Source organism: Streptomyces sp. 8K308 (assembly GCF_004348315.1).
Taxonomy (GTDB): Bacteria; Actinomycetota; Actinomycetes; order Streptomycetales; family Streptomycetaceae; genus Streptomyces.
This window is the reverse complement of record NZ_SMKC01000014.1, coordinates 1-16,362: the sequence shown is the minus strand read 5'-3', so window position 1 is coordinate 16,362 and position 16,362 is coordinate 1. Positions and strand designations below refer to the sequence as shown.

General features: G+C 71.6%; 15 protein-coding genes. 6 read left to right on the top strand and 9 right to left on the bottom strand.

Annotated elements, in window-relative coordinates; all coding sequences use genetic code 11:
• Positions 1–33: 33 nt before the first annotated feature.
• A complete protein-coding gene (gene dnaJ / locus E1265_RS04105) occupies positions 34–1,215 on the top strand; it encodes a molecular chaperone DnaJ (RefSeq protein WP_132928820.1) in 1,182 nt (393 codons plus the stop codon).
• 3 nt (positions 1,216–1,218) lie between these two features.
• On the top strand, positions 1,219–1,683 hold the full coding sequence (locus E1265_RS04100; RefSeq protein WP_132928819.1) for a helix-turn-helix domain-containing protein: 465 nt from the start codon (positions 1,219–1,221) through the stop codon (positions 1,681–1,683).
• A gap of 64 nt (positions 1,684–1,747) precedes the next feature.
• Here E1265_RS04100 and E1265_RS04095 read toward each other — a convergent pair whose 3' ends face one another.
• The 4 genes from E1265_RS04095 to E1265_RS04080 all read right to left on the bottom strand — a co-directional run bounded on the left by E1265_RS04095 (position 1,748) and on the right by E1265_RS04080 (position 6,039).
• Positions 1,748–2,425, bottom strand: coding sequence for an LPXTG cell wall anchor domain-containing protein (locus E1265_RS04095; RefSeq protein WP_132928818.1), 678 nt, complete (start codon positions 2,423–2,425; stop codon positions 1,748–1,750).
• Positions 2,426–2,573: 148 nt separating this feature from the next.
• Positions 2,574–3,464 carry a GNAT family N-acetyltransferase gene (locus E1265_RS04090; RefSeq protein ID WP_132928817.1) on the bottom strand — a complete coding sequence of 297 codons (891 nt, stop codon included), beginning with the start codon at positions 3,462–3,464 and terminating at the stop codon, positions 2,574–2,576.
• Positions 3,433–4,083 carry a phosphatase PAP2 family protein gene (locus E1265_RS04085; protein ID WP_132928816.1) on the bottom strand — a complete coding sequence of 217 codons (651 nt, stop codon included), beginning with the start codon at positions 4,081–4,083 and terminating at the stop codon, positions 3,433–3,435. The genes E1265_RS04090 and E1265_RS04085 overlap by 32 nt, the downstream gene beginning before the upstream one ends.
• Before the next feature lie 39 nt (positions 4,084–4,122).
• The gene (locus E1265_RS04080) at positions 4,123–6,039 is read right to left on the bottom strand and encodes a peptidoglycan recognition family protein (RefSeq protein WP_243740522.1); all 1,917 of its coding nucleotides are present in this window, start codon (positions 6,037–6,039) and stop codon (positions 4,123–4,125) included.
• Positions 6,040–6,372: 333 nt separating this feature from the next.
• Here E1265_RS04080 and E1265_RS04075 point away from each other — a divergent pair, with 333 nt between their 5' ends.
• The gene (locus E1265_RS04075) at positions 6,373–7,149 is read left to right on the top strand and encodes a trypsin-like peptidase domain-containing protein (RefSeq protein ID WP_132928815.1); all 777 of its coding nucleotides are present in this window, start codon (positions 6,373–6,375) and stop codon (positions 7,147–7,149) included.
• A gap of 28 nt (positions 7,150–7,177) precedes the next feature.
• Here E1265_RS04075 and E1265_RS04070 read toward each other — a convergent pair whose 3' ends face one another.
• The gene (locus E1265_RS04070) at positions 7,178–7,774 is read right to left on the bottom strand and encodes a Uma2 family endonuclease (protein WP_132928814.1); all 597 of its coding nucleotides are present in this window, start codon (positions 7,772–7,774) and stop codon (positions 7,178–7,180) included.
• A 178-nt stretch (positions 7,775–7,952) separates the two neighbouring features.
• Here E1265_RS04070 and clpB point away from each other — a divergent pair, with 178 nt between their 5' ends.
• From clpB to E1265_RS04055, 3 genes are read left to right on the top strand one after another with little or no spacing between them, the layout of a single operon-like run.
• Positions 7,953–10,547, top strand: coding sequence for an ATP-dependent chaperone ClpB (gene clpB, locus E1265_RS04065; RefSeq protein ID WP_132928813.1), 2,595 nt, complete (start codon positions 7,953–7,955; stop codon positions 10,545–10,547).
• 48 nt (positions 10,548–10,595) lie between these two features.
• Positions 10,596–11,192 (top strand): YbjN domain-containing protein, encoded by a 597-nt coding sequence (locus tag E1265_RS04060; RefSeq protein WP_132928812.1) that lies wholly within the window; start codon positions 10,596–10,598, stop codon positions 11,190–11,192.
• Positions 11,189–11,491: an MTH1187 family thiamine-binding protein gene (locus E1265_RS04055; protein WP_132928811.1), complete on the top strand. Its 303-nt coding sequence runs from the start codon at positions 11,189–11,191 to the stop codon at positions 11,489–11,491. The genes E1265_RS04060 and E1265_RS04055 overlap by 4 nt, the downstream gene beginning before the upstream one ends.
• Before the next feature lie 58 nt (positions 11,492–11,549).
• Here the strand turns inward: E1265_RS04055 and E1265_RS04050 are convergent, their stop codons facing one another.
• Genes E1265_RS04050 through E1265_RS04035 form a run of 4 tightly spaced genes read right to left on the bottom strand, consistent with a single transcriptional unit; the run spans position 11,550 to position 16,272 of the window.
• Positions 11,550–12,581 (bottom strand): dipeptide ABC transporter ATP-binding protein, encoded by a 1,032-nt coding sequence (locus tag E1265_RS04050; RefSeq protein ID WP_132928810.1) that lies wholly within the window; start codon positions 12,579–12,581, stop codon positions 11,550–11,552.
• Positions 12,581–13,708: an ABC transporter ATP-binding protein gene (locus E1265_RS04045; protein WP_243740519.1), complete on the bottom strand. Its 1,128-nt coding sequence runs from the start codon at positions 13,706–13,708 to the stop codon at positions 12,581–12,583. The genes E1265_RS04050 and E1265_RS04045 overlap by 1 nt, the downstream gene beginning before the upstream one ends.
• A 20-nt stretch (positions 13,709–13,728) precedes the next feature.
• Positions 13,729–14,739 carry an ABC transporter permease gene (locus tag E1265_RS04040; RefSeq protein ID WP_132928808.1) on the bottom strand — a complete coding sequence of 337 codons (1,011 nt, stop codon included), beginning with the start codon at positions 14,737–14,739 and terminating at the stop codon, positions 13,729–13,731.
• A gap of 21 nt (positions 14,740–14,760) precedes the next feature.
• Positions 14,761–16,272: an ABC transporter permease gene (locus E1265_RS04035; RefSeq protein WP_132928807.1), complete on the bottom strand. Its 1,512-nt coding sequence runs from the start codon at positions 16,270–16,272 to the stop codon at positions 14,761–14,763.
• Positions 16,273–16,362 lie beyond the last annotated feature (90 nt).

The window sequence follows — 16,362 nt, the reverse complement described above, 5'->3', positions numbered from 1 at the left end:
CGCCGCGGTGGTGGGGAAGGAGGATCGCCGGGGATGAGCACCAAGGACTTCATCGAGAAGGACTACTACAAGGTCCTCGGCGTTCCTCGGGACGCCACCGAGGCCGAGATCAAGAAGGCGTACCGCAAGCTGGCCCGGGAGAACCACCCGGACGCCAACAAGGGGGACGCCCGCGCCGAGGACCGCTTCAAGGACGTCTCCGAGGCCTATGACGTGCTCGGCGACGCGAAGCGGCGCAAGGAGTACGACGAGGCGCGCGCCCTCTTCGGCAACGGCGGCTTCCGGCCGGGGCCCGGGGCGGGCGGCCAGTTCAACTTCGACCTCGGTGACCTGTTCGGCGGCCCCCAGGGCGGCGCCGGCCCGAGCCGGGCGGCCGGCGGGTTCGGCGGCGGCATCGGCGACGTGTTCGGCGGCCTGTTCAACCGGGGCGGCACGGGGACCCGCACCGCCCCGCGCCGCGGCCAGGACATCGAGTCCGAGGTGACGCTCAGCTTCACGGAGGCGGTGTCCGGAGCCACGGTGCCGCTGCGGATGTCGTCGAGCGCGGCCTGCAAGGCGTGTTCCGGCACCGGCGACAAGAACGGCACGCCGCGCGTGTGCCCGACCTGTGTCGGCACCGGCCAGATCAGCCGGGGCGGCGGGGGTGGCTTCTCGCTCACCGACCCGTGCGTGGACTGCAAGGGGCGGGGCCTGATCGCCCAGGACCCGTGCACGGTCTGCCGGGGCAGCGGGCGGGCCACCAGCTCGCGCACCATGCAGGTCCGCATCCCGGCGGGCGTGGACGACGGCCAGCGGATCCGGCTGCGCGGCAAGGGCGCGCCGGGCGAGCGTGGTGGGCCCAACGGCGACCTGTACGTCGTCGTACATGTGGACGAACATCCGGTGTTCGGTAGACGGGGTGACAATCTCACCATCACTGTGCCGGTGACCTTCTCGGAGGCCGCGCTGGGTGGTGAGATCAAGGTGCCGACGCTCGGTGGTCCACCGGTCACCCTGAAGCTGCCACCGGGCACCCCGGCCGGCCGCACCATGCGGGCGCGTGGCAAGGGTGCGGTGCGCAAGGACGGCACCCGGGGCGATTTGCTGGTGACGATCGAGGTCGCGGTGCCCCGCGACCTGGGAGACAGGGCACGCAAGGCCCTCGAGGAGTACCGCGTGGCGGCGGAGGGCGAGGATCCTCGGGCAGGGCTGTTCGAGGCCGCGAAGGGAGAGTAAGAGATGGACGGCCGGCACGGACAGAGCAGTAACTCATTCGGGAACCCCTACGAGCTGACCGAGGACACGCCGGTATACGTCATCTCCGTCGCGGCTCAGCTCTCCGGGCTGCACCCGCAGACGCTCCGGCAGTACGACCGCCTCGGCCTGGTCTCGCCGGACCGCACCGCCGGCCGCGGCAGGCGGTACTCGGCGCGGGACATCCAGCTGCTGCGGGAGGTGCAGCGGCTCTCGCAGGATGAGGGCATCAACCTCGCCGGGATCAAGCAGATCATCGAGCTGCAGACGCAGGTCGCGGCCCTCCAGGCACAGGTGGCCGAGCTGCAGGCGGCGGTGGAGGGCGCCGCGGTGGCGATGCGTCAGCGGGAGGCACAGGTGCACGCCTCCTACCGGCGTGATCTGGTGCCCTACCAGGACGTGAGGCAGTCCTCGGCGATCGTCGTCTGGCGCCCCGACCGCGGGCGGTAGTCGCGGACCCGTGAGGTCGCCCCGACGGGCGGCCCCACGGGCCAGGATCGTGATGGGTCGGTGGTCAGTTCCGATGTGCCTGGCCCCGACGGCGAAGGGCCAGGTAGCCGCCGATGGCGAGGAGGACCGCTGCGCCGGCGGAGGCGGCGACGACCGGGGTGTTCGAACCGGTCTCGGCCAGGTCGGCATCCTCGTCAGTGGCCGGGATCGGCTCGGCCGAGGGCTCCTCCCCGGCACCGCCCTCGTCCGCGCCGGTGGCGGGCGTCTGAGTTTCGGGCGCCTCCTCACCGGGCTCTTCGGGTTCCTCGGTGGCCGGTTCCTGCTCCTCCGGGGCGTCGGACGCCTCGGTGGCCGGGCAGGTGTGGGAGAGGCGGAAGTCGGCCGGTCCGCCCTCGACGGTCGCGCTGGCCGCGATCAGGGTGTCGCCCGGGGCGGACGCCACATAGGCGTGCTTGTCGCTGGGTGGGCCGAAGTCGGTGATGACCTGCTCGCCCCCCTGCTCGAAGGTCACTCGCAGTTCGAGGAAGGTCGCGTCGTTCGTGGGCAGGACGAAGTGCCATCCGTCCTGGTCAGCGGGTATCGTCGGGCAGTCCTCGCGCCCGGCGAACTCGGGGTCGTCTGCGGTGATCGGGGGGTTCTGGTGCAGCCCCACCTCGTGCTCGGCGGCTAGGGCCGGAGTCGCCCCGGCGATCAGCAGCGCGCCTGCGGCAGTGACTGTTCCCAACAGAGTCAGCTTGCGCATGAAGAGTCCGTTTTCGGTTGTGCTGTCGGAGTGCACGCAGCCTGCTCTGTCTGTCGACGGCGGGCAAGGTGAGAATGTCGCGTCCGTGCCTTCAAATGCCCTTTAAGGCAAATGTTGTTGGTAACGATCCGGCCAGTTCGGCCCCCGATCAGCCGGGCACGGTGATCGGCCGGTCGGGTGGCCCGTCCGCGAGCAGGTCGGCCAGGAGCTTCGGCAGGCCGGCCGGGCGCAGGAGGTCCGGGGTGGCGGCGAGTTGGTCGACGGTCCACCAGCGGTGGCCGGTCACGGCCGCCAGCTCCCACTCCTCGAACCCCGAGGTGTCGACCACGTGGGACGGCACCCGCGCCAGGTAGTAGCGCTGCCGCACCTCGTGCGCCACGCCGCCGAAGACGGCGAACCAGGGCCGGCCGCGCCAGATCTCGGGGCCGAGTTCAACCCCGGTCAGGCCGGTCTCCTCGCGGAGTTCGCGCAGCGCCGCCTGCTCATGGGTCTCACCCGGCTGGACCCCGCCGCCGGTCGTGTACCAGATGGCCGTGCCGCCGCGGCGGGTGGCGAAGAGGAGCAGGCGGCCGGCGTCGTCCACCAGCACGACGCGGGCGGTCGGGCGCGGGATCGGTGCACCACCTGTGGCGGCGGTGAGCGTGAGCTGGAAGAGGGCGTGCGCCTCCGTGTCGGCGGTGTGGCGGAAGCCGAGGCGGAGGGCGACGGCCGCGCCCGCCTGGTCGCCGTGCGGCACCTCGGCGTGCACCTCCCGCGCGCCGAAGGCACGCCGGGCGTGGCCGAGCGCCGCCCAGCAGGCGGCCGTGGCGTAGCCCTGGCCGGTGTGGGCCGGATCGAGCCGGCAGGTGATGGTGTGGCGGGAGGGGCCGCCCGTGGACGTGGGGGTGGTGCGCAGCTCGACGCGGCCTATGGGCCGGTCGTCGAGGCGTATCTCGAAGCGGACACCGGGCCCGTCCAGCGTCTCGCGAAGTGCCAACCCCGTTCGGGCGGTGATCAGTTCACGGTCGCTATGGCTGTCGCTCTCGCTCGTTCGGGTCATAACCGCGCACCTTAGCCAGGGCGGTGCCGAGCGGCGGGAGCACCAGGGCGGTGAACGCGATGGCGTACAGCCAGCCCGCGAGGATGTCGGTCACCCAGTGCACGCCGAGGTAGATCCGGCTGGCGCCGACCAGTACGAGCCAGACGGCGGGGATGGCATACGCGACGGCGCGGGGGGCGTGGCGCGACAGCACGACGGCGAAGCCGATGGCGATCATGCCGGAGGTGCCGGCGTGGCCGGAGGGCATCGACGGGTTGTCCGGGTGGGTGAGCCAGTCGGCCATCGGGGGGCGGGGTCGACCGAGCCAGTTGACCAGGAGCCAGCGGAACAGCATGCCGAGCAGCAGGGTGCCGAGGCCGACCACCGCGCCCAGCCACCACCGGCGTGGGAGGGCCAGCGCGCCGGCGAGCGCGCCCAGGAGCATGGCCGGGGGGCCGCTGCCGGTCCTGGTGATCGCCTTGAAGGTGGTGGTCCAGGCGGGGGTGCGGTGGTCGACCGCCCAGTCGTGCAGCCTGGAGTCGATGGCGAAGGGCGAGCCGTTCCTGGCCGCTACGGTGATCATGAGCGCGGCCAGCAGGGCAGCGGCCACGGCGGCGATGACGAGTGGTCGGCGGGGCATCGTTCACATCGTAACGAGCCCCGCCGCACGCGGGGTTGGTCAGCGCCCCGACCACCCGAGCCGGACGTCGGTCGCGCGGACGAAGCCGATCCGGTGGCCGAGTTGGATCTGGTAGTACTCCTCGCCGCGCACCACCTGGTGGTCGGCCGGGTCGAAGGTGACGGCCCGGTAGTACTCGCTGTCGGTGCGCAGCCCCACGGCGTACTCCTGGTCGGCGGGGATCTCGTAGGCGAGCGGCACGACGGACTGGACCGGAACGTCCGGCGGGTACGCGGCGGCCTCGGGATAGGCGCGGCCGTAGACCGGGATGGTGGTGGCGCCCGGTCTGCCGGTGACGACGAGGCCGCGGGCGTTGACGGCGGTCGGCGCGTCGGCCGGGTTGTGGAACCACGCCTCCTGCCCCAGGTACCAGATGGCCGTCCAGTCGCCCGAGCGGTCGGCGACCGCGAAGGTCTGGCCGGCCGAGGCGCGCGCCCCCACGTCGTTCACGCCGGTCGACGACTCGCCGTCGCCCGGGTGGGTGGCGATGTCGCGGACCAGCGGCGCGTCGTGCCGGGGTGCGGTGTGCAGCCGGACGGCGCCCGAGCCGTGCGGCTGGCACTGCTGGCCCGGCGAGCCGCAGTTGACGTAGCCGGTGGTGTTGGTGTCGTAGTCGGGGGCGATGGTCACCAGGCCGCCGCGCGGGCCCGCCGTGGCGTGGAAGGGGGCGCCGAGGAGCTCGAAGTAGTGCGACCAGTCCCAGTAGGGACCGGGGTCGGTGTGCATGCCGGCGACGTTGGCGTTGGTCGGGCCCTGGACGTTGTCGTGGCCGATGATGTGCTGCCGGTCGAGCGGGATGTCGTACGCGCGGGCGAGGTAGCGCACCAGGCGGGCCGAGGTGCGGTACATCGCCTCCGTGTACCAGGCGTCCGGGTCGGTGAGGAAGCCCTCGTGTTCGAGGCCGATCGACTTGGCGTTGACATACCAGTTCCCGGCGTGCCAGCCGACGTCCTTGGTGCGTAGGTGCTGGGCGATCTGGCCGTCGGAGGAGCGCAGGCTGTAGTGCCAGGAGACGTACGTGGGGTCCTGCACCAGGTCCAGGGTGGTGTCCCAGGTGGCCTCGGTGTCGTGGATGACGAGGTAGTCGACGTCCTGTGAGTCGGGCCGGTCGGCGATGTCGTGGTTGCCGTAGTCGCCGTCGCCCAGGTCCTGGTAGGGGGCGGGGATCCAGTCGCAGGCGACCGTCCGTGGGCACTCCACCTCGGGGTCGCGGCCGCCGCTCGGCAGGCCGAGCGCGTCGGCGACGGCGGTGTCGGGGGTGACCGTGACGGGTGCGAGGGTCACGCGCTGGCCGCTGTCGGTGACGCGGCTGACGCCCGTGGCGAGCACGTCGTAGACGTCGTCGGCGAAGACCTCGGCGGCCTCCCGGGTCTCGGCGCCGGCGTAGGCGGCGACGGCGCCGTACCAGTCGGCGGGGTCGTCGCTCGCCGGTGCGCCGAGCGCGCGTTGGGCGTCGGCGAGCAGCGCGGCGCCGCCCGCGACGTTGGCGGCCTCGCTGGTGCGCAGCTCCTCGGCGGGGGTGCCGGTGAGCTCGGCGGCGTGCGGCAGGGTGCGTGCCGCGGCCTGGACCGCGTCGACCTCGACGTGGGCGCCGGGGTTGGTGCCGGCGTCGGCCCGGTTGGCGGCCGGCAGGGGGCGGGAGTCGTCGCCGCGCGGGTCCTCGGCCCCCTCGGCGTGGTGGCCGCGCGCGGTGGACTCGGCCAGCGCGGTGGCCGCGTCCGTGAGGTGCATGGGGCCGTAGCCGCCGGTGACGCTGGCGGCCCCGTCGTGGCCGTCCCAGCGTGACTCCAGGTAGGAGACGGCGAGCAGCACGCTCTCCGGCACGCCGTACCGGTCGGCGGCCTCGGCGAACGCGGCCTGCAGCGCGGTGTCGTCGGAGTCGGCGGTGGCGGGTGGGCCGGTCAACAGCAGCGGCAGGGCGACGGCCGTGGCCGCGGTGGCGGCGACGGCGATCGCGCGGGCTCGGGGTGCTCTTCCTCGCACGGCGGCCTCCGGTGGTAGTGGGCACGGGCATGCTCGTGGTACCGGAAAGCGCCGTCAATGCGCCCGAGAAACAGGGAAGTTGCCTGCGAGGATGGGCCGGACGCGGTTTCCGGGCGGCGGGTGTGCCGCCTGCGGCGCGGCAGTGGTCCACACCGCTGGCGGAGTGGTGGCTTTGCCCGATCTTTGCCGTGGGCGCGGGCTCCGTTCCACCACTCGATCGGCTGACGGCGGCTGGACATGCCCGGTGCGTGATCCCAGGGTGTGCCTATGACATCTCCGCTGCTGCCGACGCTCGCCGCGGTCTCCATCGCCGGGCTCCTCGCGCCGCCCGCCGTCGCCTCGGAGCCGTGGGACGGCGGCGCGGTGGGCACCGTGGGAAAGATCATCTGGGACGCGGGCGGCGGCCGGCTCGGTCTCTGCTCGGGCGCCGTCGTGGACGCGCCCAACGGCAGCGTGGTCGCCACCGCGGCGCACTGCGTACGCAGCAGGGAGAGTCCGGAGCCGCCGCGCGACGCCTGGTTCGTGCCCGGGTACGACCACGGGCGGGACAGCTACCGGGAGGACGGCTGGCGGATCGCCTCCTGGCACACGCCGGACGGCTGGGACGTCACCCGGGAGACGGTAGAGGTGCTGCCGCACGACTACGCGTTCCTCACCCTGGAGGAGAAGGACGGCCGGACGGTGCAGGAGGCGCACGGCGCCAACCGGCTGGTGTTCGAGCCGGTGACCGAGGGGCGGTGGGTCGCGGTGCTCGGCTATCCGGCGGCGGAGCCGTACGACGGGGAGTCGCTGCGGTACTGCGAGGGCGACACGGACGTGCTGGGGATCGACGAGGCCCAGGAGCCCAACGTGGGCGGTCTGGTGCTCGACGGCTGCGACCTGACCGCCGGTTCGAGCGGCGGGCCGTGGATCCAGGACTTCGCGGCGGACGGCCAGTCGGGGACGGTGGTCGCCGTGATGTCGGTGGGCAGCGACGACGGGCGCGTGGTGGGCCGGCCCTTCCCCGAGGAGGCGCGGGGCCTGTTCGCCGCCGCCGGCGACTGAGACCGAGGGAGAGGGCTGGGCCGGGCGGTCAGAGGAAGTCGCCGGTGTCGAGCTCGAAACCGAAGGGGTCGGGCAGGGGGACGCTCCTGCCGAAGGCCGCGGGGACGACCTTCGCGTAGTCGTCCCGCTCCGGCCTGCCGAACAGTGTGACGGTCTCCTGGTCGCGGTCCACCAGAAGATAGAGCGGGATACCAGCCTGGGCGTACGCCCGACGTTTGTCGATCCGGTCTCGGTCGGGCTTGCTGCTGGTCACCTCGACGACCAGGGCGACGCCCTCGGCCTCCATCCAGGGCGGTGCGCCCTTGAACACCCCCGGCTCCTCCGGGACGACCGTGAGGTCGGGAATGACGTGGTTCGGAGGAAAGAGGCCGCCGATTCCGGGCAGGACGAGCCCTTTGTGCCCCGAGCACAACATTTCCTGTCGTGAGTGCTTGTGGATCTGACGGATGATCCGAGCGATCACGTGTTCGTGGTGGCCGTACGGCGGCGGGCTCACGACGATCTCCCCCTCGATGAGCTCGGCCCTGTATCCGTCCGGGGTGTGCAGGGTCAGGAATGCCTGGAGGAGATCGTCGCGCTCCGCCCGCTTCGCGGACGCTTGCTCATGGGCGGCCATGACCGTCATGGTGCCTCCTCTCCTTGCCGGCTGCCAGCGTTTCGCGCGACCGCCGGGGCCGGGAGCCACGGTGGTCCTTTTCACCCGTAAGGGGACAGGCGAAGGGGTGTGCGTATCGCTACTTGAGTGAGCTAGACTCAACTTATCGCACGCAGCTGATAGCAGCTACAGGGAGGAGCGCCGGGAAGTGAACGCCGAGCTGACCAATCGGAGCCGGGACGCGATCAGTGCCGCGAACGATCGGGCGCTGGCCGACGGGCACCCGGACATCACGCCGGCTCATCTGCTGCTCGCCCTGCTCTCCGGGCAGGACAACGAGAACATCCAGGACCTGCTCGCCGCCGTCGACGCTGACCAGGCGGCCCTTCGCTCCGGCGCCGAGCGGCTGCTCGGCGCGCTGCCGAGCGTGCAGGGCTCGTCCGTCGCCAAGCCCCAGCCGAACCGCGAGATGCTGTCCGTCCTCTCGGACGCCGCCCAGCGGGCCAAGGAGCTGGGCGACCAGTTCATCTCCACCGAGCACCTGCTGATCGGCCTCGCGGCCCGCGGCGGTGCGACCGGCGAGCTGCTGACCCGCCAGGGCGCCACCGACAAGAAGCTGCTCGCCGCCTTCCAGCGCGGTCGCGGCGGGCAGCGGGTCACCAGCCCCGACCCCGAGGGCACCTACAAGGCGCTGGAGAAGTTCGGCACCGACTTCACGGCGGCCGCCCGCGAGGGGCGGCTCGACCCGGTGATCGGCCGGGACCACGAGATCCGCCGCGTGGTGCAGGTGCTCTCCCGCCGCACCAAGAACAACCCGGTCCTGATCGGCGAGCCGGGCGTCGGTAAGACCGCCGTGGTCGAGGGCCTCGCCCAGCGCATCGTCAAGGGGGACGTGCCCGAGTCGCTGAAGAACAAGCGGCTGGTCTCGCTCGACCTGGGCGCGATGGTGGCCGGCGCCAAGTACCGGGGCGAGTTCGAGGAGCGGCTGAAGTCCGTGCTCAGCGAGATCAGGGAGAGCGACGGCCGGATCATCACCTTCATCGACGAGCTGCACACCGTCGTCGGCGCGGGCGCCGGCGCGGACTCGGCGATGGACGCGGGCAACATGCTGAAGCCCATGCTGGCCCGCGGCGAGCTCCGGATGGTCGGCGCCACCACGCTCGACGAGTACCGCGAGCGCATCGAGAAGGACGCGGCGCTCGAGCGGCGCTTCCAGCAGGTGCTGGTGGCCGAGCCCAGCGTGGAGGACACCATCGCCATCCTGCGCGGGCTGAAGGGCCGCTACGAGGCCCACCACAAGGTGCAGATCGCCGACGGCGCGCTGGTCGCCGCGGCCGCCCTCTCCGACCGGTACATCACCTCGCGCTTCCTGCCGGACAAGGCGATCGACCTGGTGGATGAGGCGGCGTCGCGGCTGCGGATGGAGATCGACTCCTCGCCGGTCCAGATCGACGAGCTCCAGCGCTCGGTCGACCGGCTGAAGATGGAGGAGATGGCGCTCGCCGGCGAGTCCGACGTGTCGTCCAGGGAGCGCCTGGAGCGCATCAGGCGCGAGCTGGCGGACCGCGAGGAGGAGCTGCGTGGGCTGACCGCCCGCTGGGAGAAGGAGAAGCAGAGCCTCAACCGGGTGGGTGAGCTCAAGGAACGGCTGGACGAGACGCGTGGCCTGGCCGAGCGCGCCCAGCGGGACGGGGACTTCGAGACCGCGTCCAAGCTGCTCTACGCCGAGATCCCGGCGCTCGAGCGGGAGCTGGCCGACGCATCGGAGGCGGAGGCCGAGGCGGCCGGGTCCACCATGGTCAAGGAGGAGGTCGGGCCGGATGACATCGCCGACGTCGTCTCCGCCTGGACCGGCATCCCTGCGGGCCGGCTGCTCGAGGGCGAGACCGAGAAGCTGCTGCGGATGGAGGAGGAACTCGGCCGCCGGCTGATCGGCCAGACCGAGGCGGTGCGTGCCGTGTCGGACGCGGTGCGGCGCAGTCGCGCCGGGATCGCCGACCCGGACCGGCCCACCGGCTCCTTCCTCTTCCTCGGTCCCACGGGCGTCGGCAAGACGGAGCTGGCCAAGGCGCTGGCCGACTTCCTCTTCGACGACAAGCGGGCCATGGTCCGCATCGACATGAGCGAGTACAGCGAGAAGCACTCCGTGGCCCGGCTGGTCGGGGCGCCCCCCGGCTACGTGGGGTACGAGGAGGGCGGCCAGCTCACGGAGGCGGTGCGGCGCCGCCCCTACACGGTGGTGCTGCTCGACGAGGTGGAGAAGGCCCACCACGAGGTATTCGACATCCTGCTCCAGGTGCTCGACGACGGGCGGCTGACCGACGGCCAGGGCCGCACGGTCGACTTCCGCAACACCATCCTCATCCTCACCTCCAACCTCGGCAGCCAGCACCTGATCGATCCCCTGGCCAAGCCGGCCGAGCAGCGGGAGGAGGTCCTGGCGGCGGTGCGGGCGGCCTTCCGTCCCGAGTTCCTGAACCGTCTCGACGACCTGGTGGTGTTCAGCGCGCTGACGGGCGAGGAGCTGGGGCGGATCGCCCAGCTGCAGGTCGACGCCCTGCAGCGGCGCCTCGTCGACCGGCGGCTCACGCTGGACGTCACCGAGCTGGCGCTGCGTTGGCTGGCCACCGAGGGCAACGACCCGGCCTACGGTGCCAGGCCGCTGCGGCGCCTGGTCCAGACGGCCATCGGGGATCCGCTGGCCCGGCAGATCCTCTCCGGCGAGGCGCGGGACGGCGACACCGTTCGGGTGGACGCTGATCTCGACGGTGGGCTACGACTGGTTGCCATGTCCCGGGAGTGATGGGAGAGGATGGGAAGGCCCTCGAAACCGTATGAAGGGACTTATCCCGTGTCTGTCGACCCGTCCGCAATCCCGAACTTCGGGGGCCAGCCCGGCCGCCAGTCCGGCGACCAGTCCGGCGGCCAGCCGCAGCAGGCGCGCAAGCCGGCGGGGCCGATCATGCCGAACCAGGACCTGATCAAGCAACTGCTCGACCGGATGAAGCTGAAGTACGTGGAGGACAAGCAGGGCGACCTGGTGGCGCCCTGGAAGGACTTCCGCACCTACTTCCTCTTCCGGGGCGAGAAGCAGCAGCGGATCCTGTCGGTGCGGACCTTCTACGACCGGCCGCACACCATCGACGACAAGCCGCGGCTGCTGGAGAGCGTCGACGAGTGGAACCACACCACGCTGTGGCCCAAGGTGTACACGCACACCAACGACGACGGCTCGGTCCGGCTGATCGGTGAGGTGCAGATGCTGATCGGCGCCGGGGTGGGCTTCGACCACTTCGTGGCGAGCCTGGTCAGCTGGGTGCGGGCCTCGGTCGAGTTCGACCGGTGGCTGGTCGAGCGGCTCGGCCTGGAGAAGGACGCCGAGTCGAACGACGGCGACGACGACAAGGGCGACGGGGACGAGGGCGGCGCCGGAGGCGATGGCGCGTGATCGTCGCGTTCTCGGTGACGCCGATCGGCTCGGCTGAGGACGTCGGGGAGGACGTCGCGGCGGCGGTGCGGGTGGTCAGGGAGAGCGGGCTGCCGCACCGGACCGACGCGATGTTCACCTCGATCGAGGGCGAGTGGGACGAGGTGATGGCGGTGGTGAAGGCCGCCGTCGAGGCGGTGCGGGCGCGGGGCGTGAGCCGCGTCAGCCTGGTCCTCAAGGCGGACGTGCGGGACGGCGTCACCGACGGCCTGACGTCGAAGGTGCGGCGGATCGACGAGCTGCTGGCCGACGACGCCTGACGGGCTCCGCCCACCCACCGCCCCCGGAGGGCCGGTGGGTGGGCTGAGAACCCCGCCGTCAGGCCGCCGGCGCCGGGGCCGCCTTGGCCGCGTCCTCGGGGAAGTGGCAGGCCACCGGATGGGCCGTGCCACGGTCCTTGAGGGCGGGCTCCTCGGTGGCGCAGATGTCCTGGGCCTTCCAGCAGCGGGTACGGAAGCGGCATCCGCTCGGCGGGGAGAGCGGGCTGGGCACGTCCCCGGTGAGCACCGTCCGCCGGCGGGCCCGCTCCCGCCGCGGGTCGGCCAGCGGCGCGGCCGACATCAGCGCCTGGGTGTACGGGTGGCTGGGCCGCTCGTAGACGTCCTTCCTGGTGCCGGTCTCCACGACCTTGCCCAGGTACATCACCGCGACCCGGTCCGAGATGTGGCGGACCACCGACAGGTCGTGGGCGATGAAGACATAGGCCACGCCGAGCCGGTCCTGGAGGTCCTCGAGCAGGTTGACCACGCCCGCCTGCACCGACACGTCGAGCGCCGAGACCGGCTCGTCGAGCACCAGCAGCTTGGGGTCGAGCGCCAGCGCCCTGGCGATGCCGATGCGCTGCCGCTGGCCGCCGGAGAACTCGTGCGGGTAGCGGTTGCCGTGCTCCGGGCTCAGGCCCACGAGCTCCAGCAGCTCGGCCACCCTGGCCTTGCCGCCCTCGCGCCAGACGCCCTGCACCTTCAGCGGTTCGGCGACGATGTCGTTCACCGGCAGCCTGGGGTTGAGCGAGGCGTACGGGTCCTGGAAGACCATGCCGGCCTTCTTCTGCACCGCCCGAAGCTGGGCCCCCGACAGGCCCGTGATCTCCTGGCCGTCGAACGTCACCGAGCCGGAGGTCGGCTTGATCAGCTGGAGCACGGCCCGGCCCGTGGTGGACTTGCCGCAGCCGGACTCGCCCACCACGCCGAGGGTCTCCCCCTCGGCGACGGAGAACGACACCCCGCTGACCGCCTGCACCTGGCCCACGACCCGGCGGAAAAGACCGCCGCCGCGCACCGGGAAGTTGACCACCAGGTCGGTGACCCTCAGCAGCTCCTGAGACGTCGTGGTGGGAGTCAGCGTGGACATCAGGCCTCCTCGGGGCCGGTCGTGCGGAAGAACGCGGTGGCGTCCTCGGCCTCGGCCAGGGTGTCGCTGTGGTGGCAGGCGGCCGAGTGACCCTCGCTCACCGCGGCGAGCTCAGGCTCGCTCGCCAGGCACTCGTCCGTCGCCAGCGGGCAGCGCGGCGAGAACGGGCAGCCGGGCGGCAGGTGGATCAGCGAGGGCGGGGTGCCGCCGATCGGCCGCAGCCGGGAGTCCCGCTCGCCCTCCAGGGAGGGGATGGAGCCGAGCAGGCCCGCGGTGTACGGCATCCGGGGCTCGTAGAAGACCTGGTCGGTCTCGCCGATCTCCACCGGCTTGCCGGCGTACATCACCAGGGTGCGGTGCGCCATGCCCGCGATCACGCCCAGGTCGTGGGTGATCATCAGGATCGCCGCGTTGACCTCGTCCTTGACCTCGAGCAGCTTCTCCAGGATCTGCGCCTGAACGGTGACGTCGAGGGCCGTGGTGGGCTCGTCCGCGATGATCACGTCCGGGTCGTTGATGATCGCCATCGCGATCATCACGCGCTGCCGCATGCCGCCGGAGAACTCGTGCGGGTAGGACCGCAGCCGCTTGTCGGCCTGCGGGATGCCGACCAGGTCGAGCATCTCCCTCGCCCGGGCGAGCGCCCGCTTGCGCGGCACCAGGTGGTGTGCGAGCACGGCCTCGGCGAGCTGGTCGCCGACCGTGCGGACCGGGTTGAGGGAGGTCATCGGGTCCTGGAAGATCATCGCGATCTTCCGGCCCCGCAGCGAGCGCTGCTCCTGGGGGCGCAGCGTCAGCAGATCCTGGCCGCGGTAGCGGATGCTGCCGCGGATCCGCGCGTTCTTCGGCAGCAGGCCCATCACGGCCATCGACGAGACCGACTTGCCGGAGCCCGACTCGCCCACGATGCCCAGCACCTCGCGGGCGTGCAGGGTGTAGCTGACGCCGCGCACGGCCCGGACCACGCCGTCGTCGGTCGGGAACTCGACCGTCAGGTTCTCGACGGTGAGGATCTCCTCGTCCGAAGGCGGCCGCGAGTCGGCCAGCGTCCTGGCCGCGTGGACCTCCTCGGCCGCCTCGGTCACGGCGGCCTCGGTCGGTGGTCCGGCGGGCTCGGACGGGGTCACAGGTGGGGTAAGGGAAGACATCAGTCACGCACCCGGGTCTGTCGGGGGTCGAAGGCGTCGCGCAGGCCGTCGCCGATGAAGTTGATCGACAGGGCGATGGCGATGATGAAGGCGCCCGGCCAGTAGAAGAGCCAGGGGCGCACGGTCAGCGCCGTGCGGTAGTCGCTGATCAGCCGGCCGAGCGAGGTGTCGGGCGCCTGCACGCCGAGCCCCAGGAAGGAAAGCGCGGTCTCGGTGAGCACCGCGCTGGCGATCATCAGCGTCGCCGAGACGATGATCACGCCCATGGTGTTGGGCAGGATGTGCTTGAAGATGATCCGCCGGGAGCGGGTGCCGACCGAGCGCGCCGCCTCCACGTACTCCTTCTCACGCAGCGACAGCACCTCGCCGCGCACCAGTCGGGCGATCTGCGTCCACAGGCACAGGCCGAGGAAGACCGCGAAGATGACGATGCCCCGGCCGGCGACGATGACGCCGATCAGCCCCGCGATCAGCAAGGTCGGGATGGCGATCACCACGTCGGTGATCCGCATCAGCACCGACTCGGCCCAGCCGCGGAAGTAGCCGGCCACGGCGCCGATCAGGGTGCCGACGAGGGTGGCCACCAGGCCGGTGATCAGCGCGATCACCAGCGAGATCTGGGTGCCGCGCATGGTGAGCGCGAAGTAGTCGCGGCCGATGTTGTCCTGGCCGAAGGGGTGTTCGCCCAGGCGGAGCCCGCCGCCGCCGAGGAACTCGGGGACCACGGACAGGGTGGGCCGGCCCGCGTCGACCACCTGGCCGGTGGCCGTGGGGTCCTTGTCCCACCAGCCGGGGATCGGCCCGGCGCCGATCGAGGTGACGGCGATCGCCACCACGATGAAGAACAGGATCATGCCCGCCAGGGCGCCGCGGTGCCGGAAGAACCGGCGCCTGACCAACTGGCCCTGGGAGCGGGCGACGATGGACATTCCCTGGGCCGCGGCGTCCTTGGCCGCGGCGGGGGCCGCCGGGGTCTTCGCCGCCCCGGCCGGCTGCGCGTTCTGCGTCATGGCCTTTCCCTCCTTAGGGCTTCAGGACAGGCGGATGCGGGGGTCGAGGAAGGCGTAGGCGATGTCCGCGACCATGTTGAAGACCACGATCGCGCCGCCTGACACCACGAAGAAGGCCATGATCGGCATGGGGTCGCCCTGTTCGATGCCGGTGAACAGCAGGCTGCCCATCGCCGACCAGCCGAAGACCTGCTCGGTGACCACGGCGCCGCCGACGATGGTGCCGATGTCGTAGGCGATCAGCGTCGTGATCGGGATCAGGCCGTTGCGCAGCACGTGCCGGGTGACCACGGCCCGCTCGCTCAGGCCCTTGGCGCGGCCGGTGCGCACGTAGTCCTGGTTCATCACCTCGAGCATGCTGGCCCGGGTGTAACGGGTGTAGGTGGCGAGGGAGATGAGCACCAGCGCCAGGGTGGGCAGTGCCAGGTGGCCGAACGAGTCGAGGCCGCTCTCCCAGAAGGTGCCCTCGTAGTTGGGGGTCTCGGAGCCCACCGTGGAGACGGGGCGGCCGCCGACCGACTCGCTGTAGTCGGCGAACGACTGGAGCATCCGGTCGGTGAAGATGACGGCGCCGGTGAAGAGGCCGGTGAGGACGGTCGCGGGGATGGCGTTGCGGCGGTAGAGGTCGCCGCCCAGGTACCAGCCGATGCCGAAGCAGACGGCGGCCGTCAGCAGCGCGAGGCCGATGATCGTCGCCAGCTGTGGATCGTCCAGCACCGGGTCGAGGGCGAAGTAGGCGACGATGCCGATGGCGGCCGCGACCAGGGCCGCGCGCAGCGGCGGTTGCCACTCCAGGCCGCTCACCAGGGTGGTGAAGCCGATGGCGCCGGCGACGGCGGTGATGGCCACGACGACGGGCCCGAGTCCCGGGTCGGCGAACCACTCGGTGGCCGAGAGCACGGCGAGCAGCACGGCCATGGCGGCGGTGCTCGAGGCGAAGGCGACGAGTCGGGTGCGGCGGTCGCCGATCACGACGGACCCGCAGAACAAGCCGGTGAGCAGGGAGATGCCGCCCATGAAGAGCGGGGAGATCTCGGGGTCGGCCAGCCAGTCGTTGAAGTCGATGGCGAGGAACTGCTTGAGCAGCGTGCCCACCCAGAAGAGCGGCAACGAGAAGCAGATGAACGCGACGAAGGTGACGGTCTGGTCGAGCGCCGTGTACTGGCGGAGCGCCGAGATGACGCCGATGGAGATGCCGACCACGATGGAGAGCACGGTGGCGCCGATGATCAGCTGCAGGGTGGCCGAGAAGGCCGTCTCCAGCATGCTGTTGACGCTCTGGCCCTGCCGGTTGGTGCCGAGGTCGCCGGTCAGGGCGTCGCCCAACCAGCTGAGGTAGCGGACGAGGATCGGGTCGTCCAGGTTCATGCGCTCGGTGATCTCGGCGATCGCGTTCTCGCGGGCACTGTCGGGCAGCGCCCTGGCCTCCGCCAGCGGGTCCCTGACCTGTGTGGAGAGGAAGAAGACGATGACCGAGGACGCGAGGAACACCCAGATCGAGACGAAGAGCCGCCGCGCTATGAAGACGAGCATGGTGCGCTGACTCCAGGAGTTCAGGGGGCGGGGGCTGTCTCTTGTACACATCTGACGCTGTCGACGACTTAATAGGTGTAGATCTTGGTG